This window comes from Mesorhizobium sp. WSM4845 (assembly GCF_055811455.1).
Genome location: NZ_JBVVQA010000004.1, coordinates 112,784 through 134,125, shown reverse-complemented (window position 1 = coordinate 134,125; position 21,342 = coordinate 112,784). Strand labels below are relative to the sequence as shown.

The window sequence follows — 21,342 nt, the reverse complement described above, 5'->3', positions numbered from 1 at the left end:
CCCCTCTCCCCGTTCTACGGGGAGAGGATGCCGGCAGGCAGGTGAGGGGCAGCACTGACCAAGGCCGCGCTCACGCCAGCTTGGCCAAAAGCCTCATGAAAATCGCCGCCTCCTTGGATGAAAGCGGCGCCAGCGTTTCCTCGGTGATCTCGCGGGCGATCGGGATCAGCCGCTCGACGGCCTTGCGGCCTTCAGCGGTCAGATTGACCAGCAGGCGCCTTTTGTCGACCTCATGCTTGGAAAGCTCGACCAGGCCGCGCGCCTTGAGCCGGTCGATGACGCCTTTCACCGTCGCCGCGTCCATGGCGATCAGGCTGCCAAGCTGGTTCTGCGAGGTCTCGCCGACATCGTGCAACTTGGCCAGCGCGGCGAATTGCGGCGGCGTCAGGTCGGCGATGTGCGCGGCGAAGATCGAGACATGGCGCTGGTGCGCCTTGCGCAGGATGAAGCCGACCTGCTCCTGCAGGCGGTAATCGTTCTCGTCGGGCTCCTCGGCCTCGACCAGCTTGAGCTTGATGTCTTCGGCGCTCACCGCAGTCCGTCCCATGCCTTGATGTCCTTTGCCGCGAGACCGCCCATGCGGTCGTGCACGCGCGGGCCGCAGGTCATGGCGAGGCAGAACAGGATCTCGTCGGGACGAGGCCCGTCGCTGATGCCGACCTCCATGGCATCGAAATGACTGCGCACATAGGCGGCGTTGATATGGCCGAGCGGCACGTCGAGCCGCGCGCCGAAGGCGCCGACCTTCTTTGCCGACGGCACGATCGCCTTGGTGTCACCGAGCCGCTCGCGCATGGCATAGCCGCCAGGCACATGCCACAGCGCGCCATGCTCCAGTTCGCCGGCGATACCGACGATGGCGCCCTTGCCGTAGCCGTCGATCTGTTTCAAGTCGCCACCCAATGCGGCGATCAGCTTGTCGGAGAGCAGCAGCCCGAGCGGCTTCAGATCGTCCATGGCGCTCTGCAGGTCTTCTACGTAACGGCCAGCGAATGGGTTGTTGACCACCGCCATGGCAGCGGCGCGGCGGCGCGGCACCTTCGCCACCGGCCCGCCCTCATGAAATATCTCCTCGTTCAGCACCGCAACCTTGCGGATCGCAAACTCAGGCATGGGCAATTTCCTTCCTCGATTTCTCGTTGGGCGCAATGAGCGCCATGGGACCGGCGATCCGTGCCTGACCGGCAAGGAACAAGGCTGAAGCGGCAATCAGGCCATGTCGCCGAAAATCTTCGGCGGCGGCGAGCCCTCGGTCCAGCGCGGCGGCGATTTCGCTGGCAGAAAGCGCGCCGACGCCCTGGGTGACCAGGCGATCGCCAAGGTCGCTGTCGGGCGCCAGATCGCGCGCCGGCATGCGCTCGATGGCGCCATGACCGGGCAGGTCGACGGCGTTGGCGATCAGGGTCGCGGCGGCATCGGCTTCAGCACCGGTCCGCGCCAGCACGGTAACTGCGTCGGCGATGCCGAGCGAAAAGGAACGGCCGCGCCAGCCGCTGGTCGCGATGCCGCGGATCCCGTCTTCGGCACGGATCGTGATACGGTCTGCCAGTCCATGGCCTGTCCCGGCGATGGCAAGCGTCATGGACCGGCCATTGCCGAGATGGATCGCGCTGTCGCCACCATTGTTGACGTAAGCGCGATCGAGCCGGCGCCCGGCCAGCAGCGCGCCAAGCATTTCGTCGGCTACCGAACCGGCGACCGCAGCCATCGGCGTGATGAATTGTTTCGCCAGCGGAACAATCGCTGCTTCCATGCGTCGGGCCGTCGGGCCAGCGAAAGCACGTGGTCGCGACGAGGCCGGCCGGCGCAGTTCTGGCAGTTCGTCGGCGAGCTCCTGCAGGATTGTTTGAAACCGCGCCACCGCCTGGCCATAGGCGGCGCGGCGTTCGTCCGCTTCGCCAAATGCCTCGACGATCAGGTCGATCGGGCCATGATTGAGATGCAGCCGGCTGCCGTCCTCAAGCCAATGTGCCTGCGGGCCGTTCATCACTTGGCCCCGTCTGCCGCTGCACGCCGCAACTGTGCCAGCGGCGGCCACGGATTGCTGGCTGCCGCGCCAGTGCCGCGGCGCGGGTTGAGATACTCGCCGCCCTTGGCGAGAATGTCGTCAACGCTGCGGATCTCGGCTTCGTAGCCGCCGAGCCTGATATAATCGTCGCGGCGCAGGGTGAACTCGATCGGCGCCACCAGCGCCGGCGTCGGCACATAGCCGAAGGCGCCTTCCGGCACGCGGGCGACATCGACCATCAGCGTGATGCCGCCGCCCGGCCAGACATAGACCGGTGCACCGCCGACCGTCACATAGGTCGTCAGGCCCTGCACCGAGCGGGTCAGATTGACCGGGTTCTCGGTGACGCCGGCGCGCAGCGAGCCGCCGGCGCCGCCGACGAACAGCACGGTGCACAGCGCCGGCTCGCAATTGTCCTCGATCAGGCCGACGGATTTCTGCAGCCGCTCGGGGAACGGTTTCTGCACCGGCTTCAACTCCTCGTTGAGCTCGTAATAGGCGAACTGCTCGCCAGTGGTCGAAACCATCAGCAGCGACAGGCCGGGACGCGCGCCCTTCTTTGCATTCCACTCACCAAGGATCGACAGCGGATCGGAAATGCTGGTGCCGCCCCAGCCGAGGCCGGGCTCCGACACCTTGAAATAGCGGCCCGGCGTCGAACGGCGGCCGATGATTTTTATGCCGGTGTCCTGCCAGCCGAGCACCTTGCCTGCCTGATGCTCGGAGACGACGCCGGTGATGTGATCGTCGACCACCACCACCTCGTCGACCAGGCCGCGCCACTGGGTGGCGAACATGCCGATGGTGGCAGATCCGCAGCCGACGCGCATACGCTGCTCGAGCTTGCCGTCGATGACCGGCGGCTTGCCGGCTTCGACGATGACCACAGCGCCGCCGTCGATGGTGAGCTCGACCGGCTTGCGGTTGCACAGATTGAGCAGCGCATCGCAGGTGGCACGACCTTCGGCTTTCGAGCCGCCGGTCAGATGATGCACGCCGCCCAGCGACAGCATCTGCGAGCCGTATTCGCCTGTCGTGACATGGCCGATCGCCTCGCCCGCCGCGCGGACCGTCGCCGTTTCGGGGCCGATATGCCGGTCGGTGTCGATCTTCACCTTGACGCCGCAGTAGGAGAAGATGGCCTCGGTGACGACGGTGACGAGATCGACGCCTTCGACCTCCTGGCTGACGATGAAAGGCGCCGGCTTGTAGTCGGGATAGGTGGTGCCGGCGCCGATCGCGGTGACGAAGCGGCGGCCGGTGTTGACCAGTTCGCCGTCCCATTCTTCGCCCTCAGCGACAAACGGCACGACCGCGCCGCCGGCCTCGGTCGCGTGGTCGAGGATGGTCAGCGGATCCATCCGCACGATCCTGCCGCCGACATTGCCGTAGCGGTCGCAGGCGCCGGTGCGGCCGTCTGCTATGTAGCACATGACCGGGCAGGCATCGCAGCGGATCTTTTCCGCCACCTGCTTCTCGCCGGGATCATGCGTCTCGAAACGTTCGGCAAGCTCGCTCATCGGCGTGCCTCCTTGTCGCGGATCGCGGCGCGGATGCGGCTCGGCGTCGCCGGAATTTTGCTGACCAGGACACCGGTGGCATGGCGGATGGCATTGAGGATCGCCGGTGCCGTCGGGATCAGCACATGCTCGCCCAGGCCCTTGGCGCCAAAGGGTCCTTCCGGATCCGGAACTTCGATCAGGATGGTCTCGATCGGCGGCACGTCGCCGATCGTCGGGATCAGGTAGTCGTGCAGATTCTCGGTGCGGCCGGGGATGTATTCCTCCATCAGCGCCATGCCGATGCCTTGCGCGATGCCGCCCTCGATCTGGCCTTCGGCAAGCAGCGGATTGATCGCCTTGCCGACATCATGCGCGGCGGTGATCTTGATCAGCTTGACCGTGCCGAGCTTGAGGTCGACCTCCAGTTCGGCGATCTGCGCGCCGTAGCCATAGACGGCATAAGGCTTGCCTTGGCCCTTGGCGTCGAGCGGCAGGGTCGGCGGGTCATAGCTTTCCTCGGCGCGAAAGACCAAGCCATCGGCGTCGGCCTTCAGCGTGGACAAATCGATATGCCGTGTCGCTTCGCCCTCGCGGATGACCAGGCTTGCGCCATCCAGAGCGATCGCCGCTCTCTCCGACACATTGGCGAAGCGCAGCATCGTCTCGCGCAATGCACGGCCGGCCTTTTCGGCGGCCTTGCCGGTCACGAAGGTCTGACGCGAGGCGGACGTCTTGCCGGCGTCCGGCGTGATCGCCGTGTCGCCGCTTTTCAAGCGGAATTTTTCGAGCGGCAGGCCGACCGCGTCGGCGCAGATCTGCGCAATGACCGTGTTCGAACCTTGCCCGATATCGACGGCGCCCTGATGCAGGACGACATCGCCTTCAGCCGAAATGCCGACCCTGATGGTCGACGGATTGGGCAGCGAGGTGTTGCCGCAGCCGTACCAGCAGGAGGCGACACCGACGCCGCGTTTCGTGCTGTCATTGGCACTGTTGAACGCATCGGCATCGACAAGCGCACGCATCCAATGCGGACGCAGCGCTTCGAGGCACTCGGCGATGCCGACGCCCGATTCCAGCCTCTGGCCGGTGACGGTTTCGGATCCGTTACGAAGGCAGTTTTGGAGGCGAAAATCGAGCCGGTCCAGCCGAAGCTTTGCGGCAAGCTCGTCATAGAGCGTCTCCTGCATGATCGTCGCCTGCGGCACGCCGAAACCGCGGAAGGCGCCGGAGATCGGGCCATTCGTATGGATGGCGCGGCCCTCGGCCCGATAATTCGGCGTCGCATAGGGACCGGAGGCATGCACCGGTACGCGGTTGGCGACGGTCGGTCCCCAGCTCGCATAGGCGCCGGTGTTGAAATCGCCTGCGAAGACCATGCCGGTGACGCGACCATCGGCATCGGCGCCGATCGTCGCCTTCATCTCGGCGGGATGACGCTTGGTGGTCGAGATCATCGATTCATTGCGGGTGTAGGCAAGTGCTGCCGGCCGCCCGGTTTTCATGGCGACCAGACCGATCAGCGGCTGCAACGAAACGTCAAGCTTGGAGCCGAAGCCGCCGCCGGTGGCGGTCGGCACGATCCGCACCTTGTCGACGGCAAGGCCAAGCACTTTTGCGACGTCGTCGCGGTCCATATAGGGCGCCTGCGTGCAGGCGACGACGACCAGCGTGTCGCCGTCCATATAGGCATAGCCGGCCTCGGGCTCGATATAGGCGTGTTCGACATAGGACGTGTCCATGGCGCCGGAAACAGTGAAGGCGGCGCCGGCAAGGGCGGCGTCGGGGTCACCACGCTCGACAAAGCCTGATGTGAGCAGGTTTGCCGGCCGGTTCTCGTGGATCAGCTGCGCACCGCCGGCTTGCGCCTCGGCTGGCTGCAGGACATGCGGCAACTCGGTCCAACGAGCAGGAAAATCCGCAAGGTCGAGATCGAGGATGGCCTCGCGCTCGCCGGCAACCAGCGCCACCGCCTCGCCACGAAAGCGCGAAAAATTTTCGGCCAGCGCCGGCTGGTCGGCAAAAGGCGCAATGACGCCGAAGCAGTTCTTTCCCGGAATATCGGCAGCGGTGAAGACGCCGACGATGCCGGGATGGACTTTCACCCAGGCGTCGAGGTCGCCGAAGGCGAAGCGGGCGTGATAATGCGGCGAGCGAATCACCAGCACCGCCAGCGCTTCGGCCGGAAAGGAATCGCCGCCGAATTTTTCGCCGCCGGTGACTTTCGGCGGGCCGTCGAGCCTGATCGGGGATGAACCAACGGCGTGGCCGGACTGTGGCATGCGATGGTCGAGGTCATCTGCATGGCGCGACGCATCCATCACCGCAGCTATGATCTTGCGATAGCCGGTGCAGCGGCAGAGGACGCCGCCCAGGGCATCCAGGGTTTCGGCCTCGGTTGGATTGGGGTTGCTGTCCAGAAGCGCTGTCGCCGCGATGAGCAGGCCGGGTGTGCAGATGCCGCATTGCGCCGCGCCATGGTCGAGGAACGAGGCCTGCAGCGCCGACAATTTGCCGTTGGCGAGACCCTCGACCGTGGTCACCACGGTGCCAGCGGCAGAAGCCGCAGACATCAGGCAGGCGCAGACAGGTTCGCCGTCTACAAGCACCGTGCAGGCGCCGCAGTCGCCGGCGTCGCAGCCGACCTTGGTGCCGGTCAGCCGCAATTCGTCACGCAGCACCGAAGAGAGACGGCGAACCGGCGGCACGCAGACAGAGACGGCGGCGCCGTTGACCTCGAAGGCGATGTCGGCGCGCTCCCTGCTCATGCCAGGCTGAGCTCCGCTCATGCCAGGCTGAGCTCCGCTCATGCCAGGCTGAGCTCCGCTCATGCCAGGCTGAGTTTTGGTCATGCCAGGTTGAGCTTGGCTCATGCCGCCGCTACCTTCTCGACCGACGCGTGACCCGCGGCACCGAGAACGGCGCGGGCGACAATCTCGCGCGCGGCGTCCAGCCGGTATTCGGCGCTGCCGCGCACGTCGTCGATCGGCGAAAGCTCGTCCATCGGTGCGGACTGGATCGCAGCGACGAGAGCGTTGTTGACCGGGACGCCGCGCAAAGCTGCTTCGACACTTGCAAGACGGCTGGCGACCGCCGAACAGGAGCCGACGGCGACGGCGGCGTTGGCGACGATGCCATCCTCAATGGTCAAGCGAGCCGCCGCCATGGCTATGGAAATGACGAGATAGCGGCGCGCGCCGAGTTTTTCGAAAGCCGACGTGCCGGTGGCCGCGTTTTTCGGCACGCGGATGGCGGTGACCATTTCGCCCGGCTGCAGTTCCGTGCGGCGGTTCCCCAGGATGAATTTTTCCAGCGGCAGATGGCGGACCATCGCCACCGCGCGCAACTCGACCTCGGCGTCGAGGACGAGCAGCGCCGGCACGCCGTCGGCCGCCGGGGAGGCGTTGCAGAGATTGCCGGCGATGGAGGCGACGTTCTGGATCTGGACGGAGCCGACTTCCCGCGCCGCCTGCTTCAGCGCGTCGAAGGCCGCCGGCAGCGGATGACGGACAAGATCGGTCCAGGTCGTGCGCGCGCCGATGCGCCAATGGCTGTCGGTCTCAGCAATACCACGCAGCGTCGCCAGGCCGTTGATGTCGAGGACGTTTTCGCGGAAAGGCTTGGCTCCTTGTGCCGGATAGAAATCGGTGCCGCCGGCAAGGATGCGCCACGGAGCCTCGCCAAGCAGAGCGAGCGCCTCGTCGACCGTGGTGGGTTTCGCGTAACGGATCACGCCCGCCTTCCCAAAAAATGGGCCTTCCCAAAAATAGGGAGTCCTTCCGGCATTCGGGCCGGTCAAATTCATTCGTATGCAAATGATATCAAGCCGGCAGGAATTGTCAAAGCCAGAGTTTCGAGCCGCTATCCGCATCGGCGCGACGGCACGCATTTGTTATGCCGTTGGAGTTGACGCAGCCGGCCATCTGGTCAAGTTTCTGCATCCGTTGCGTCAGCGGCATTTTCGGCGGGTTCGAACACCGGATTCCACGTTTCGGCAGACTTCATGCCTCCGGGACAAACAAGAGGGAGGCTCCATGGCCGACGAAGCGCTTGTCATCATCGACCTGCAGAACGATTTCTGTCCGGGCGGCGCGCTGGCGGTGGCCGGCGGCGACGAGATCGTGCCCCTGGTCAACGACCTGATCCGGCGGACCGAACATGTCGTGCTGACGCAGGACTGGCATCCCGCCGGACATTCGAGTTTTGCCTCCAATCATCCCGGCAAGCAGCCGTTCGAAACGATCGAGATGCCCTACGGCCCGCAGACGCTGTGGCCCGACCACTGCATCCAGGGCAGCCTGGGTTCGGATTTCCATTCGGGCCTTGCCTGGACCAGGGCCGAACTGGTGATCCGCAAGGGTTTCCGCCCGGAGATCGACAGCTATTCGGCTTTCTTCGAGAACGACCATGCGACGCCGACCGGCCTTGCCGGCTATCTCAAGGAGCGCGGCATCGACACGCTGACCCTGGTCGGCCTGGCGACCGATTATTGCGTCGCCTTCTCGGCGCTCGACGCGGTCAAGCACGGCTTTCACACGACAGTGCGGCTCGACGCCTGCCGCGGCATCGATCTCAATGGCTCACTCGAGACGATGCTGAACCGAATGCGCGATGCCGGCGTGACGCTGGCTTGAACATCACCAATCGCATTCGACACAATTCCAGAGGGGGCATTATGCGGTTTGCGGCGGCTTTGACGGCGGGCGCTGTGGTGGCAGTCGCAACCCTGTTTCCGGGAACAGTGCTTGCAGCCGAGGTCCACGAACTGCCGGGCGAAACAATGTCGCTGTGGTGGGCGCTGCCCTTTGCCGGCCTGCTTCTGTCGATCGCCACCGGGCCATTGCTCTTCCACCATGTCTGGGAGCATCACTACGGCAAGATCACCTTGTTCTGGGCGGCGCTTGCGGTCGTGCCGCTGGCGCTGGCGTTCGGCATGGCTTCGGCTGCAGAGGCGGTGCTGCATGCGCTGCTCACCGAATACATGTCGTTCATCATTCTTCTGTTTGCGCTGTTCACCATTTCGGGCGGCATCCTCGTCGCCGGCAACATCCACGGCACGCCGCTGGTGAATGCCGGACTGCTGCTGATCGGGGCGATTCTCGCCTCGGTTATCGGCACGACCGGCGCCTCGATGATCCTGATCAGGCCGATCCTGCGCGCCAACGACAACCGGCCGTTCAACGCCCATGTCGTCATCTTCTTCATTTTCCTGGTGTCCAACATCGGCGGCTCGCTGACGCCGCTCGGTGATCCGCCGCTGTTCGTCGGCTTCCTGCGCGGCGTCGATTTCTTCTGGACCACCACCAATCTCTATCAGGAGACACTGTTCGTTGGCGGCCTGGTGCTGGCCGTCTTCCTGGCCATGGACATCATCCTGCATCGCCGCGAGGCCGGTGCGCCGAAGATCAAGGATCCGACACCGGACACCAAGGTGCGCATCCGAGGCCTGGCCAACTTCCCGCTGCTGGCCGGGGTGATCGGCGCGATCCTGCTTTCCGCGACCTGGAAGCCGGGCGTGGCGTTCTCCGTCCAGGGCGTGAGCCTTGAATTGCAGAACCTTGTGCGCGACGCCATCATCCTGGCCCTCGCCTTGCTTTCGCTCGCTGTCTCAAGCAAGAGCCACAGGCGGGCGAACAACTTCCACTGGGAGCCGATCGCCGAAGTGGCAAAATTGTTCGCCGGCATCTTCATCTGCATCGTTCCGGTCATCGCCATTCTCAGGGCCGGTGCCGACGGCGCGCTGGCGCCGCTGGTCTCGCTGGTCAGTTCGCCAACGGGCGAGCCCAACGACCTGGCCTATTTCTGGATGACCGGAGCGCTGTCTTCCTTCCTCGACAATGCGCCGACCTATCTGGTGTTCTTCGAGCTCGCCGGCGGCGATCCGCAGCATCTGATGACCACCTTCGCCTCGACGCTGGCGGCGATCTCGGCCGGCGCGGTGTTCATGGGCGCCAACACCTATATCGGCAATGCGCCGAATTTCATGGTTTACGCCATTGCCAGGCATCGCGGCGTAAAAATGCCGGGCTTCTTCGGCTACATGGCATGGTCGGGCGCGGTGCTGGTCCCGATATTCCTGATCGCGGGTTTTCTGTTCTTTCGCTGATCAGCCGACGCCGACATAGCGGCGAACCGCCGACGGATCGGCGCGAAGCTCCTCGACATCGACGGTCTCGCGGTTGCGGCCGTTTTCGATGAACGAGACCCGGTCGGCGACGGACAGCACGGCATCGACGCGCTGCTCGACCAGGATCGTCGAGACGCCTGATACACGCAGCTTCGCTACCGTCTCGCGAATTTTTGCGATCATCGACGGCATCAGCCCTTCGGTCGGCTCGTCGAGCAGAAGCACCTGCGGTTCGAGACACAGGGCACGTGCCATAGCCAGCATTTGCTGCTCGCCGCCCGACAGCGTGCCGGAGCGTTGTCTCAGCCGCTGGCGCAGCAGCGGGAAAAGGTCGAGCACGTTTTCGCGCGTCACCTTGCCCTTACCGCGGGCCATCAGGCCGATCTCGATGTTTTCGGCCACCGTCATCTCGGCAAACAGCCGCCGGCCCTGCGGCACATAGGCGACGCCGGCCTTCGGCACGTCGTGCGCCGGCAGGCCGGTCAATTCCCTGCCGTCGAGCCTGATCGAGCCGGCGCGTGTGGGAACGAGTCCCATGATCGCCTTCAGCGTCGTCGTCTTGCCGGCGCCGTTGCGGCCGAACAGGCAAAGCACCTCGCCCTTGTTCAGCACGAGGTCGAGGCCGTAGAGGACCTGGACCTCGCCGTATAAGCAGTCGAGCCCGGAAATGGTCAGTGCTTCAGCCCGCGGTTGCGTCATGGGGTCGTCCCCAAATAGGCGTCCTGCACTTGCGTATTGGCGCGGACCTGCTCGGGCGTGCCTTCGGCCAGGATCTTGCCGGCGTTGAAGACGGTGATGCGGTCGGCAAGCTGCATGACCACCGGCATGTTGTGCTCGATCAGCAGCACGGTGGCGCTTTTGGCGATCTCGCACACCAGCCCGATGAAATTGTCGATCTCGCTGTCGGCCAGCCCCTGCGTCGGCTCGTCGAGGATCAGCAGGCGCGGTTTCAGCGCCAGCCCCATCGCCACTTCGAGCAGGCGCTGATGGCCATAGGACAATTGCCCGGCCGGCATATGGGCGCGGTCGGCAAGGCCGGTGCGCTCCAGCGCCGCCATGACGCCGGCATGCACAGCACCTTTCGAGCGGCCGTCGGTCAGCGTGCGCTGCACCGGCAGCGCGACATTGTCGTAGGCGGTGAGGTTGGCGAAGACGCTGGTGATCTGGAAGGTGTAGGCGATGCCAAGGCGGACCCTGGCGTAGGCCGGCAGGTTGGTAATGTCGGCGCCGTCGAAGACGATAATGCCCGATGACGGCTGGATGCGGCCGCTGATCAGGCTGACGAAGGTGGTTTTGCCGGCGCCATTGGGGCCGATGACGGCGCGGATCTCGCCCGGCATGAGGGCGAAATCGACACCATCGACAGCGCGCAGGCCGCCGAAATTGCGGGACAGGCCTTTGGTCGTCAGCAGCGGCATCATGGCAGCCATCCGAGCCAGCGCTGACGGACGGTGCCGAGAATGCCCCTGGGGAAGAACAGCACCAGCGCGATGAGGGCGATGCCGACGATCAGCAGATAGGCCGAGGTGTAGCCGCTGGTGACGTCGACGACATAGTACATGAACAGAGTGCCGATCAGCGGACCGAGCGTGGTCGCAGCACCGCCGAGCAGCACCCAGAGCAACGGCAGGATGGAATATTGCACCGAGGCGAAGGTCGAGCCGACATAACCGAACAGCAGCGCGTAGGCGGCGCCCGATGCCGCGCAGATGGTGCCGGAGACGACGACCGCGGCAAGCTTGTTGGAAAAAATGTCGTAGCCAAGCATTTTGGTCCGCTCCTCGTTTTCGCGGATGGCGACCAGCACACGGCCATACCTGGAGCGGACTATGCCGAGCGTCACCAGCAGCACGATCGAGAACAGGACCAGCGCGCTCATGTAGCGCACGGTCGGATTGGTGAGGCCGAGCGAGGTGTCGCCCAAAACAAGCACACGCGCCGACTGCGGCACCACCAGGCCCTGATCGCCGCCGGTCCAGGCCGCGAGATAGAGGATTATCAGATAGAACACCTGCGCGAACATCATGGTGACGATCATGAAGGCGACACCGGAAGTGCGCAGCGCCAGCAACCCGATCACCAGCGCGAGAAGCGCGCCGCAGGCAAGGCCGGCGGCGAAGGCGGCCGGCACACTCCAGCCGAGGTGGATGACGGCAAGGCCTGCGCCATAGAGCCCAGCCGAAAAGAACATGGCGTGGCCGAGGCTGAGCAACCCGACATAGCCGAACAGCAGGTTGTAGCCCATGGCGAAAACCGCCAGCACCATGATGCGGGCGAGCAGCCCGTGGTGATATTCCGGCAGGACGAAGCTTAGGGCGAACAGCAGGACGATGACGCCCAGATGCAACGCATAGGCCTTTGACGGTGAAGCCTCCTTCATCGCGATGCCGTCCCGAACAGGCCTTGCGGCCGGAACACCAGCACCATGGCCACCAGCAGCGTGGCGATGATCTTGGCCAGCGTCGGCGAGAAGAACACCGAGATGATGCCGTCCGACAGGCCGATGAGCACGGCGGCGACCACGGTTCCGCGCAGCGAGCCGAGGCCGCCGATGATGACGACTATGAAGGACAGCAGCAGCGGGTCCTGTCCCATCAGGTAATGCGCCTGGCTGATCGGCACGATCAGCACCGCGGCCACCGCCGCCAGCATGGCGCCGAGCGCGAAGACGCCGGCATAGACGCGGTCGACCGGAATGCCAAAGGCCTGCGCCGTTTCGCTGTCATATTGCGTGGCGCGCATGACGAGGCCGATTCTCGTACGCGTCAGCACGAACCAGGTCGCCACCAGCAGAAGCGCGGATGCGGCGATGATCGACAGCTTGTAGCCGGAGTAGCCGAACCACGGCAAAAGGATGCGGTAGCTGAAGGGCGGCTCCACTGGCCGTGCCTCCGGACCATAAAAGGTCAGCGCCAATTGCTGGATGATGTAGAGCATGCCGATGGTGGCGACGATGGTGGCTTCCGGATTGTAATTCAGCCGGCGCAGCACCAGCCGTTCGGAGACCAGCGCGATCAGGCCGACGATCAGCGGCGCCAGCACCAGGGCTGCGAGGAAGCCGAGCGCCGGATGGCCTGATATCGCCGTGGAGATCGCCCAGGCAAGCACCGCGCCGAGCATGAAGAACTCGCCATGGGCGACATTGACGACGCGCATGACGCCGAACACCAGCGACAGGCCAAGCGCCGTCAGCGCCAGCACGGCGGAGGTGACGAGGCCTTCGAGGGCAGCGAGAAGAAGATGAGGTCCGAAGTGCATCGGCTATACGCTGGCGGGGTGCAAGCTCACAGCGCCTGCGTCGTGTAATCCCCTTCCGGCTCGTAGAGGCCGTCCTCGATCTTGGTCTTGTGGACGACGTTCAGCCGGCCGCCTTCGACCTTGGAGATGTTCTGGATGCCAAAACACTGGTGGATCTTGCCGTTGAAGGTCTTCGGCCCTTGCGGATGCTCGGGGCCCTCGGCGAACTCGGTCAAGGCCTCGGTCGCCTCGACCAGCTTGGCACGGTCTTCCGGGCCCTTGTAGCCGGCATCCTCCATCGCCTTCTTGACGACATAGAGCGTTTCCCAGCAGCCGAACATGTGCGCGGCGGTGGAGACGTCCTTCGGATCGCCGACGGCGGCGCCATTGTCGTCGATGCCGACGGCGGCGCGATAGGCCTTCTGCGCGGGGGAATCATCTGGCTGCGCGTAGCGCGGCGAGCCTTCCCAGAAATGGCTGCCGTCGAGGAATTCGAGGCCGGGGCTGTTGATGTCGGTGGCTTCGAGCGAATCGATGAAGCCGAACAGCTGCGGCCGGCTGGAGCCGTAGAATTCGCCGAGTTCCTTGACGAAGGTGAGCACCGCCGGGCCGACCATGACGTGGTAGATCACCTCGGTCTCGGCCGGGATCTGCGGAAAATATTTGGTGAAGGACGATTCCGTCGGCGGGATGGCGATCTGGGCGATGACCTCGGCGCCCTGCGCCTTCAGCGCCGGCGGCAGGTAGTCGCGATGGTCGTAGCCGAAGGCGAAATCGGGGAAAATCTGCGTCACCTTCTTGCCGGCATTCGCCGCGATCCACGGCGCCATCGCCTGGATCTGGCTCTTCACGTCGGTGATGCCGGGCTGGAAGACGTAGCGGTTGAGCTTGGTCGAGGCGACGTGGTGGCCTTCGCTGACGACAAAATAGGGCATCTTGGCCTCGCCGACGGCCGGCGCCGAGCCGATGACGACATGCGAAAACAGCGTGCCGTAGACGATGTCGGTCTTGTGCTGGGTGGCGAACTTACCGACCACTTCGGCGCCGCGGCCGGGATCGGTGCCGTCATCCTCGATGATCACCTCGACCGGCCGGCCGTTGATGCCGCCGGCTTCGTTGATCGCCTTGACCGCGGCTGCGGTGGTCCGCTCGTACCAGCGGCCATAGGCGGCGCCGATGCCGGTGCGGTGGCACTGGAAGCCAATCTTTATCGGCGCCGAGCTTTGCGCCTGGCTGTAGCGCACGAACCCAGGCGCGACGGCAAGGCCGGCGCCCGCGGCCAATCCCTTGAGCGCGGTGCGGCGGGTGAGACCGGTTTTGGAGAGATCGAAAAACCCATTCTTGTCAGTCACGGCAGTTCCCCTTGTTTTTGAGTTTGACCAATGGCTGTAGCGAGACGGGCCACTCTTGGTGAGAGCGCCGAAATTGCATGTGTACAAACTAAATCATCAAAGCCCTGACGTGGCAAGCGAGCTTTCCCCCCGGGGACTGATCGACGTCATCGAAGCCGGGTTTTGTCTCACCCGACCGAAGGCGTGGCAAGCAACCACAGGCCGAAGACCGTATAGGCGATCATCAGCACGGTGAGCGGAAACTGGCTGAGCGCGGCGCCCGCGGGACGCGGATGCAATCGCCAGGCGAGGCCATGCGCGACGAGCACGGCGAGCATGTGGCCAATGATGATGACGCCGGCCTGGAAATTCCACAGCCACCATGCCGAGCCGGCGCCGGCAGCGACGCCGGCTTCGATCGGCATGTCGGCGGTGCCGAACAGGTTCCAGCCAAGCGTGAACGGGTCGGAAAGCGCAGCCAGCGCATATTGGCCATCGACAAGCAGCGCGGTCAGATAGTGCGCGACATGATAGGCGAGCGCGATCGGCACGATCGACCAGACCAGCAGCCCTGCGGCCTGACTGAGGGAATTCGGGCTGCCGGCAAGATGCTGGCCAAGGACAATGGCAATGATGAACGCGGCTGCAAGCAAGACGAACGTCAGCACGAGCCCGAAGCTGCCGATGCCGATCACCGCCGTGCGGCCCGGGACTTCCAGCGGATTGATGCCGAACAGGCCGAGCCAGAAGAAGGTTTTCGACAGGCCGTCGAACGACACCGACGACAGCGCCAGCAGCAGGAAAGCAATGCCGCTGAGCGACAGCGGCGCGGCATCGCCGAGCTTGGCGCCCGGCCAGCACAGACTGAGCCGACCGCCTTCCTTGCGCTCGACTTCATTGCGCCCGCCTTCATTGCGCCCGCCTTCATTGCGCTTGCCTTCGTCGCGCTCAAGCAGGGCGAAGCGCGCAACCATGGCGAGGAAGACGGTCAGGAACTCACCGCGCCGGGTCCAGTCGCGGTAGCCGAACACCAGCATGGCGGCAAAACTCAGCAGCCAATAAAGGCCGGCGGCCCAGGCGAGCCGCGCCGGGTCGTCGGGCGCCGGGTCGATCAACTCGAACCAGGCGAAGGCGAAGAACAGCGCGAAAGCCGGCCAGCAGCCGAGCCACGCAGGCGGTCGCCATGTCTTGCGATTGACGACCTTGCGATTGCCGAACAGGCGCGAAATGACACGCCAGGGCCCGTACCACGGGTTGAGCCATGACCAGAGATTGCCGAACAGCCCCTGCAGTAACACCAGGCCAACCCAGAGCAGCGTCCAGATCGCCAGCGGCAGCGGGTTGGAGAGCGGATCACGGCTGCCAAACAGGCCGGCCGCAATCAGAATTACAAAGCCGGCAAAGGATATCAAGCTGACGACCGCCCGCGCGCGGTCGCCGAATGCGAACAGCGGCAGGCGCCGCCGCCAGAAGCGGGCAGGAAAGTCTGAGGGCAGCAGCGCCAGGACAAGAAAACTGGCTGCGACCGCGAACGCGCCGCCGGCGACGTAGTAGCCGGTGGGCAGAAGCAGGACGTGGCCGCGATCGGAGGCATGGGCGAAGGCTGGGGTGGGTGATGCGAAGAAAGCCGAACAGATGAAAGCTCCCGTCCAGAAAGAATATGCTCGCCCGCAGTGATCCTTCGCACCCCCCTCTGTCCTGCCGGACATCTCCCCCGCAAGGGGGGAGATTGGCTGTCAGGACAGAGGGGGGTGGGCGGGAACGCCGACATTACCGAGTTTCCCCCATCCTCAATTCCTGTGCCCCCTCCAACCCCAGTGGCAGATGCGTCGCCGCAATAATGATTCCGCCCTCGTCCAGATGCTCCCGCATGAGCCGGCCGAATCGCTCTTCCGAAGCCTTGTCCAATCCGGCCGTCGGCTCGTCGAGCAGCCACAGCGGCCGCCGGCTGACCAGCAGTTTTGCGATCGCCGCGCGGCGGCGTTGTCCGGTGGAGAGATAGCCGAACGGCAGATGGCCGATACCGTCAAGCCCGACCATTGCCAGCGCCTCTTCGGCGCTCAAGAAATCCGCGCCCGAAAAATCGCGCCAGAAGCGCAGATTCTCCGCCACGCTCAGCGCCGTCTTCATCGCGTTCTGGTGGCCGAGATAGTGGCAGGCCGAGGCGACCGACGGAAAATCCTCACCGCCACCTTCGAGAAGCAAACGGCCTGCCACCACCGGCAGCAACCCGGCAACGACCCTGAGCAGTGTCGATTTTCCCGCGCCGTTCGGCCCGGTGACGATCAGCGCCTGGCCTTTGCCAAGGGCAAAGTCGAGGCCGGAAAAAACCGCCTCGCCGCCGCGTTCGCCGCCCAGATTTTCGGCGATCAGCCGCATTCCATGCCCGTCCCGAAAACATCGCGCCACGGCAGCTGCCGCATCGCACAAAATAGCCGTTCGACTGTCTAGAACTATTCCAGGAAATTCTCTATATGCGGGGCATCCGTGCCAGCGGTCGGCACGGGAAGCGAATTAGCGCCGAACCAGCGCACGCGCCGCCTTGAACGGCTCGGGTTGGCTGGGAACGGACAGCGGAAATGGCCGTACCCGCACCTTTGCGCGTGATTGCATGCCATCGGCGTCCGTTCCCTTTCAGGCTGAACAGACAAGGACGGATCGCACGTGTCAAAATCCCTCGATAGTTTCAATTGCCGCCGCACGCTTACCGCGGGCGGCTCCGATTATGTTTACTACGACCTCGTCGAGGCCGAGAAGAACGGCCTCACCGGCATCGCCCAACTGCCCTATTCGATGAAGGTGCTGCTGGAGAACCTGTTGCGCAACGAGGACGGCCGTTCCGTCACCAAGGAGAGCATCCAGGCGGTCGCCGGCTGGCTGACCGACAGGGGCACCGCCGGGGTCGAGATCGCCTATCGCCCGGCCCGCGTGCTGATGCAGGATTTCACCGGCGTTCCGGCCGTGGTCGACCTGGCCGCCATGCGCGATGCCATGGCCTCGCTCGGCGGCGACCCGCAAAAGATCAATCCGCTGGTGCCGGTCGACCTGGTCATCGACCACTCGGTCATCGTCGATGAGTTCGGCACGCCGCTGGCTTTCGCCCGGAATGTCGAGCTTGAATACGAGCGCAACGAGGAACGCTACAAATTCCTGAAATGGGGCCAGCAGGCCTTCCGCAATTTCCGCGTCGTGCCGCCCGGCACCGGCATCTGCCACCAGGTCAATCTCGAATATCTCGGTCAGGTCGTGTGGACCAACTCCGAAGGCGGCGAAACCACCGCCTACCCCGACACTTGCGTCGGCACCGATTCGCACACCACCATGATCAACGGCCTTGGCGTGCTCGGCTGGGGCGTTGGCGGCATCGAGGCCGAGGCCGCGATGCTTGGCCAGCCCGTCTCCATGCTGTTGCCCGAAGTCATCGGCTTCCGGCTCACCGGCAGGCTCAGGGAAGGCGTCACCGCCACCGATCTCGTGCTCACCGTCACCCAGATGCTGCGCAAGAAGGGCGTCGTCGGCAAGTTCGTCGAATTCTTCGGTCCGGGTCTGTCCAACATGACGCTGGCCGACCGCGCCACCATCGGCAATATGGCGCCCGAATATGGCGCGACCTGCGGCTTCTTTCCGGTCGATGGCGAAACCATCCGCTACCTCACCATGTCCGGCCGCGAGGAAAACCGCATCGCGCTGGTCGAGGCATACGCCAAGGCGCAAGGCATGTGGCGCGATACCGGGTCGGCCGATCCGGTCTTCACCGACCTGCTCGAGCTCGATCTCGGCAGTGTCGTGCCGTCGATGGCCGGCCCCAAGCGTCCAGAGGGCCGGGTCGCGCTCGAAGGCATTCCGGCCGGCTTTGTCAAGGCGATGGAAACCGAATACAAGAAGGCGGTCGAAATCGACAAGCGCTATGCCGTCGAGGGCACCGACTACGACCTTGGCCATGGCGACGTCGTCATTGCCGCCATCACCTCCTGCACCAACACGTCGAACCCGAGCGTGCTGATCTGCGCCGGGTTGCTGGCACGCAACGCCAACCGGCTCGGACTCAAGCAGAAGCCGTGGGTCAAGACATCGCTGGCGCCGGGCAGCCAGGTCGTCGCCGAATATCTGGAGAAATCCGGCCTGCAGAAGGAACTGGACCAGATCGGCTTCAATCTGGTCGGCTTCGGCTGCACCACCTGCATCGGCAATTCCGGCCCGTTGCCGGCGCCGATCTCCAGAACCATCAACGACAAGGGCTTGATTGCTGCCGCGGTGCTTTCCGGCAACCGCAATTTCGAAGGCCGCGTCTCGCCCGACGTGCAGGCGAACTACCTCGCTTCGCCGCCGCTGGTCGTCGCCCACGCACTGGCCGGGACCGTGACCAAGGATCTGACCACCGAACCGCTCGGCGAGGACCGCGACGGCAACCCGGTCTACCTTAGGGACATCTGGCCGAGCTCGGTCGAGATCCAGGAGTTCATCGAGAGGAACGTGACGCGCGAACTGTTCGCCCGCAAATATGCCGACGTCTTCAAGGGCGACGAATACTGGCAGAACGTCAGGGTGCCGGAAGGCCAGACCTATTCCTGGGACAACAATTCGACCTATGTGCAGAACCCGCCCTACTTCGCTGGCATGACATCGGGCTTCGGCACGATCGGCGACATCAAGGGCGCCCGCGTGCTCGGCCTGTTCGGCGACAAGATCACCACCGACCACATCTCACCGGCCGGCTCGATCAAGGCGGCCTCGCCGGCCGGCAAGTACCTCATCGATCATGGCGTCGGCGTTGCCGACTTCAATCAATACGGCACACGGCGCGGCAATCACGAGGTGATGATGCGCGGCACCTTCGCCAATATCCGCATCCGCAACCACATGCTGGGTGAGAACGGCCGCGAGGGCGGCTACACGATCCACTATCCGTCGAAGGAAGAGAAATCGATCTACGACGCCGCCATGGAGTACAAGAAGGAAGGCGTGCCGCTGGTCATCTTCGCCGGTGTCGAATACGGCAACGGCTCGTCGCGCGACTGGGCGGCCAAAGGCACCAACCTGTTGGGTGTTCGCGCCGTCATCGCTCAGTCCTTCGAGCGCATCCACCGCTCGAACCTGGTCGGCATGGGGGTCATCCCCTTCGTCTTCGAGGAAGGCACCTCATGGGCCTCGCTCAACCTCAAGGGCGACGAACTGGTCGAAATCGACGGACTGAGCGCCATCAAGCCGCGTCAGAAGATGATCGCGAAGATCACTTATGGCGACGGCACGGTGAAGAACATTCCGATCATCTGCCGCATCGATACGCTGGACGAACTCGACTACTTCAAGAACGGCGGCATCCTGCAATATGTGCTGCGCGATCTGGCCGCATAATGTGAAGGGAATAGGGGAGTAGGGCAGTAAGCAGCAGGGGAAAAGTCGCCTCCGCTGCCTCGTCCTATTCCCTACTCCTACTGCCCTACTGCCCTACTGCCATACTGCCCTAATTTCGGCCCTCCGAACCGCGCCGCCGCCGCCAGCAGCACGCCGAGCATCAGCCCGTTGAGGAAGTGCCACAGGAAATGCGTGCCGAGCGGGAAGCTGCCGCAGACCAGCGGATCGATCGTCCTGAAGATGACCGACACGACGAAGATCGCCGAGCCCGCCAGATTGTACCAGCCGGCGCGGTTGCCGCTCGCTGCCACCCAGGCGCCGAAGGAGGCGAGCGCCAGGAAGGGCGGCAGGTAGCCGGTCGTGCCGTTCGATGCCTGGCGCAGCCAGTCCGGCACGGCCCAAGTCAACAACCCGGTGACGGCATAGAAGGCGAAGAAGATGGCGATCGCCTTGCCCCATTGCATAGCGAGGAAACGGCGCAGGTTGAACAGCGTGTAGGCCAGCGTGAACCCGGCGATCGGCAGCACGTCGGCCCAGACCGTGGCATGGTTGGCAAAGGTGTGGAAAAGCGCCGAGCCGATGCCGATCGCCACCACCCACCAGGCCAGCATTTCGGCGAAGATGCCTGTGCCACGCCGGCGCACCTCCCGGACACCCCACAGCCCGGCGACAAGAAAAGCCAGATTGGTCAGTGCGTTGACCGGCTCGGCCCAGAACTCTGGCCCGACCCGCTCGCAGTACAGGTCGACCGGCGTCAGGAGAGTTTGCCACATGCTGATTGTCGCCCGAATCGGTAACTACCTTGAAGTGTAGCCCATCCTGTTGCGCCCTTGCAGTTTGTCGCAACGGTAGAATTTCACCGCAACGTGACTTCCCGTTGACTGCCGCTTCTGCCACATATTTCGCCAACCAGAACAAAGCCGGCCATCACCGGCGGGAGTCGAAACGGCCATGACACCTCGAAGACCATTGCGGCTTGCGGCGTTTGCGCTGGCCCTCTCGGTGCTTGCCGGAGCTGGACTTGCCGCCAATGCGCTTGCCGGCGAGGCCGACCGCTCCCAGACAGATAAATCCCTGGTCGGCCAGCCCTTGGGCGTGGTCGAGCTCTTCACCAGCCAAGGCTGCAGTTCCTGCCTGCCGGCCGATGCATTTTTCGCCGAGCTTGCCGCCAAGGAGAACATCGTCGCGCTCGCCTATCACGTCGACTACTGGGATTATCTCGGTTGGAAGGACACGCTGAGCCGCAAGGAGAACACCGAGCGGCAGTATGAATATATGCGTGCCTTCGGCAGCCGCTCGGTCTATACGCCGCAGGCCGTCATCAATGGCCGCAGCCATGTCAACGGCGCCCGCCGCGAGGAAGTCGACGGCGCGCTCGCCCGCATGAAAATATCCGGCGAGGGCATGCGGGTCCCCATCGACGTCAGCCGGACCAGCGACCGCGTCATCATCGACGCCGGCGATGCCGGCAGCGGCCCCAGCGATGCCCATGTCGTCATCGTCTATTTCGACCCGCCGCAGACCATCAAGATCGGCAAGGGCGAGAACACCGGCCGCAGCATGACTTATTGGAACGCCGTCTCCGGCATCCAGACCGCCGGCATGTGGCACGGCAAGGCGCAGCGCTACGAATTGCCGATGAGCGTGATTGCCAAGAAAGGCGGCTGCGCCGTGCTGCTGCAATCGGTGGGCAAAGACGGCATGCCGGGTCCCATCCTGGGCGCCGCCCTGATCCACAAGCCCTGAACGCCCTCTCCTTCTCCCCTTGTGAGGCCCGAAGGG

The 21,342-nt window shown here is 64.4% G+C and carries 18 protein-coding genes; 4 read left to right on the top strand and 14 right to left on the bottom strand.

Annotated elements, in window-relative coordinates; all coding sequences use genetic code 11:
* Window positions 1-70 precede the first annotated feature (70 nt).
* The 6 genes from AC0L2C_RS06585 to AC0L2C_RS06560 all read right to left on the bottom strand — a co-directional run bounded on the left by AC0L2C_RS06585 (window position 71) and on the right by AC0L2C_RS06560 (window position 7,243).
* Window positions 71-532, bottom strand: coding sequence for a MarR family winged helix-turn-helix transcriptional regulator (locus AC0L2C_RS06585; protein ID WP_091596340.1), 462 nt, complete (start codon window positions 530-532; stop codon window positions 71-73).
* Entirely contained in the window at window positions 529-1,113 is a 585-nt protein-coding gene (locus AC0L2C_RS06580) for an amino acid synthesis family protein (protein WP_473523012.1), read from the bottom strand. Before AC0L2C_RS06580 ends, AC0L2C_RS06585 begins: the two co-directional genes overlap by 4 nt.
* Window positions 1,106-1,987: a UPF0280 family protein gene (locus AC0L2C_RS06575; protein WP_287173262.1), complete on the bottom strand. Its 882-nt coding sequence runs from the start codon at window positions 1,985-1,987 to the stop codon at window positions 1,106-1,108. The genes AC0L2C_RS06580 and AC0L2C_RS06575 overlap by 8 nt, the downstream gene beginning before the upstream one ends.
* Complete coding sequence (locus AC0L2C_RS06570) at window positions 1,987-3,528, bottom strand: 6-hydroxynicotinate reductase (RefSeq protein ID WP_287173260.1); 1,542 nt, start codon at window positions 3,526-3,528, stop codon at window positions 1,987-1,989. Before AC0L2C_RS06570 ends, AC0L2C_RS06575 begins: the two co-directional genes overlap by 1 nt.
* The gene (locus AC0L2C_RS06565; protein WP_473523011.1) at window positions 3,525-6,278 is read right to left on the bottom strand and encodes a molybdopterin-dependent oxidoreductase; all 2,754 of its coding nucleotides are present in this window, start codon (window positions 6,276-6,278) and stop codon (window positions 3,525-3,527) included. The genes AC0L2C_RS06570 and AC0L2C_RS06565 overlap by 4 nt, the downstream gene beginning before the upstream one ends.
* A 101-nt stretch (window positions 6,279-6,379) precedes the next feature.
* Entirely contained in the window at window positions 6,380-7,243 is an 864-nt protein-coding gene (locus AC0L2C_RS06560) for an FAD binding domain-containing protein (protein ID WP_287238339.1), read from the bottom strand.
* A 301-nt stretch (window positions 7,244-7,544) separates the two neighbouring features.
* Here AC0L2C_RS06560 and pncA point away from each other — a divergent pair, with 301 nt between their 5' ends.
* Both pncA and AC0L2C_RS06550 read left to right on the top strand, forming a co-directional pair.
* The gene (gene pncA / locus AC0L2C_RS06555) at window positions 7,545-8,144 is read left to right on the top strand and encodes a bifunctional nicotinamidase/pyrazinamidase (RefSeq protein ID WP_091596328.1); all 600 of its coding nucleotides are present in this window, start codon (window positions 7,545-7,547) and stop codon (window positions 8,142-8,144) included.
* A 41-nt stretch (window positions 8,145-8,185) separates the two neighbouring features.
* Window positions 8,186-9,616 carry a sodium:proton antiporter gene (locus AC0L2C_RS06550; protein WP_287238337.1) on the top strand — a complete coding sequence of 477 codons (1,431 nt, stop codon included), beginning with the start codon at window positions 8,186-8,188 and terminating at the stop codon, window positions 9,614-9,616.
* Here the strand turns inward: AC0L2C_RS06550 and AC0L2C_RS06545 are convergent, their stop codons facing one another.
* The 7 genes from AC0L2C_RS06545 to ccmA all read right to left on the bottom strand — a co-directional run bounded on the left by AC0L2C_RS06545 (window position 9,617) and on the right by ccmA (window position 16,584).
* Entirely contained in the window at window positions 9,617-10,336 is a 720-nt protein-coding gene (locus tag AC0L2C_RS06545; protein ID WP_473523010.1) for an ABC transporter ATP-binding protein, read from the bottom strand.
* Window positions 10,333-11,058 (bottom strand): ABC transporter ATP-binding protein, encoded by a 726-nt coding sequence (locus AC0L2C_RS06540; protein WP_287238335.1) that lies wholly within the window; start codon window positions 11,056-11,058, stop codon window positions 10,333-10,335. Before AC0L2C_RS06540 ends, AC0L2C_RS06545 begins: the two co-directional genes overlap by 4 nt.
* Entirely contained in the window at window positions 11,055-12,017 is a 963-nt protein-coding gene (locus AC0L2C_RS06535) for a branched-chain amino acid ABC transporter permease (RefSeq protein ID WP_473523009.1), read from the bottom strand. The genes AC0L2C_RS06540 and AC0L2C_RS06535 overlap by 4 nt, the downstream gene beginning before the upstream one ends.
* The gene (locus AC0L2C_RS06530) at window positions 12,014-12,895 is read right to left on the bottom strand and encodes a branched-chain amino acid ABC transporter permease (protein ID WP_091596321.1); all 882 of its coding nucleotides are present in this window, start codon (window positions 12,893-12,895) and stop codon (window positions 12,014-12,016) included. The genes AC0L2C_RS06535 and AC0L2C_RS06530 overlap by 4 nt, the downstream gene beginning before the upstream one ends.
* A gap of 26 nt (window positions 12,896-12,921) precedes the next feature.
* Window positions 12,922-14,226, bottom strand: a complete 1,305-nt coding sequence (locus tag AC0L2C_RS06525) for an ABC transporter substrate-binding protein (RefSeq protein ID WP_473523008.1) — start codon at window positions 14,224-14,226, stop codon at window positions 12,922-12,924.
* A 167-nt stretch (window positions 14,227-14,393) separates the two neighbouring features.
* Window positions 14,394-15,914 (bottom strand): hypothetical protein, encoded by a 1,521-nt coding sequence (locus tag AC0L2C_RS06520; RefSeq protein ID WP_473523007.1) that lies wholly within the window; start codon window positions 15,912-15,914, stop codon window positions 14,394-14,396.
* Between the two features lie 61 nt (window positions 15,915-15,975).
* Entirely contained in the window at window positions 15,976-16,584 is a 609-nt protein-coding gene (gene ccmA / locus AC0L2C_RS06515; protein ID WP_128171123.1) for a heme ABC exporter ATP-binding protein CcmA, read from the bottom strand.
* Window positions 16,585-16,869: 285 nt separating this feature from the next.
* On the opposite strand from ccmA, the gene acnA reads away from it, so the two are divergent.
* Entirely contained in the window at window positions 16,870-19,560 is a 2,691-nt protein-coding gene (gene acnA, locus AC0L2C_RS06510) for an aconitate hydratase AcnA (protein WP_473523006.1), read from the top strand.
* A 77-nt stretch (window positions 19,561-19,637) separates the two neighbouring features.
* Here the strand turns inward: acnA and AC0L2C_RS06505 are convergent, their stop codons facing one another.
* Window positions 19,638-20,333 (bottom strand): ceramidase domain-containing protein, encoded by a 696-nt coding sequence (locus AC0L2C_RS06505; protein WP_473523005.1) that lies wholly within the window; start codon window positions 20,331-20,333, stop codon window positions 19,638-19,640.
* Window positions 20,334-20,511: 178 nt separating this feature from the next.
* On the opposite strand from AC0L2C_RS06505, the gene AC0L2C_RS06500 reads away from it, so the two are divergent.
* Entirely contained in the window at window positions 20,512-21,306 is a 795-nt protein-coding gene (locus tag AC0L2C_RS06500) for a DUF1223 domain-containing protein (protein WP_473523004.1), read from the top strand.
* Window positions 21,307-21,342: the final 36 nt, after the last annotated feature.

What these genes read in the sequence shown, in the direction of transcription:
- AC0L2C_RS06580 (WP_473523012.1), bottom strand. Translation starts at nt 1,113, where the DNA reads ATGCCTGAGTTTGCGATCCGCAAGGTTGCGGTGCTGAACGAGGAGATA.
- AC0L2C_RS06575 (WP_287173262.1), bottom strand. Translation starts at nt 1,987, where the DNA reads ATGAACGGCCCGCAGGCACATTGGCTTGAGGACGGCAGCCGGCTGCAT.
- AC0L2C_RS06570 (WP_287173260.1), bottom strand. Translation starts at nt 3,528, where the DNA reads ATGAGCGAGCTTGCCGAACGTTTCGAGACGCATGATCCCGGCGAGAAG.
- AC0L2C_RS06565 (WP_473523011.1), bottom strand. Translation starts at nt 6,278, where the DNA reads ATGAGCAGGGAGCGCGCCGACATCGCCTTCGAGGTCAACGGCGCCGCC.
- pncA (WP_091596328.1), top strand. Translation starts at nt 7,545, where the DNA reads ATGGCCGACGAAGCGCTTGTCATCATCGACCTGCAGAACGATTTCTGT.
- AC0L2C_RS06550 (WP_287238337.1), top strand. Translation starts at nt 8,186, where the DNA reads ATGCGGTTTGCGGCGGCTTTGACGGCGGGCGCTGTGGTGGCAGTCGCA.
- AC0L2C_RS06545 (WP_473523010.1), bottom strand. Translation starts at nt 10,336, where the DNA reads ATGACGCAACCGCGGGCTGAAGCACTGACCATTTCCGGGCTCGACTGC.
- AC0L2C_RS06540 (WP_287238335.1), bottom strand. Translation starts at nt 11,058, where the DNA reads ATGATGCCGCTGCTGACGACCAAAGGCCTGTCCCGCAATTTCGGCGGC.
- AC0L2C_RS06535 (WP_473523009.1), bottom strand. Translation starts at nt 12,017, where the DNA reads ATGAAGGAGGCTTCACCGTCAAAGGCCTATGCGTTGCATCTGGGCGTC.
- AC0L2C_RS06530 (WP_091596321.1), bottom strand. Translation starts at nt 12,895, where the DNA reads ATGCACTTCGGACCTCATCTTCTTCTCGCTGCCCTCGAAGGCCTCGTC.
- AC0L2C_RS06520 (WP_473523007.1), bottom strand. Translation starts at nt 15,914, where the DNA reads ATGTCCGGCAGGACAGAGGGGGGTGCGAAGGATCACTGCGGGCGAGCA.
- ccmA (WP_128171123.1), bottom strand. Translation starts at nt 16,584, where the DNA reads ATGCGGCTGATCGCCGAAAATCTGGGCGGCGAACGCGGCGGCGAGGCG.
- AC0L2C_RS06505 (WP_473523005.1), bottom strand. Translation starts at nt 20,333, where the DNA reads ATGTGGCAAACTCTCCTGACGCCGGTCGACCTGTACTGCGAGCGGGTC.
- AC0L2C_RS06500 (WP_473523004.1), top strand. Translation starts at nt 20,512, where the DNA reads ATGACACCTCGAAGACCATTGCGGCTTGCGGCGTTTGCGCTGGCCCTC.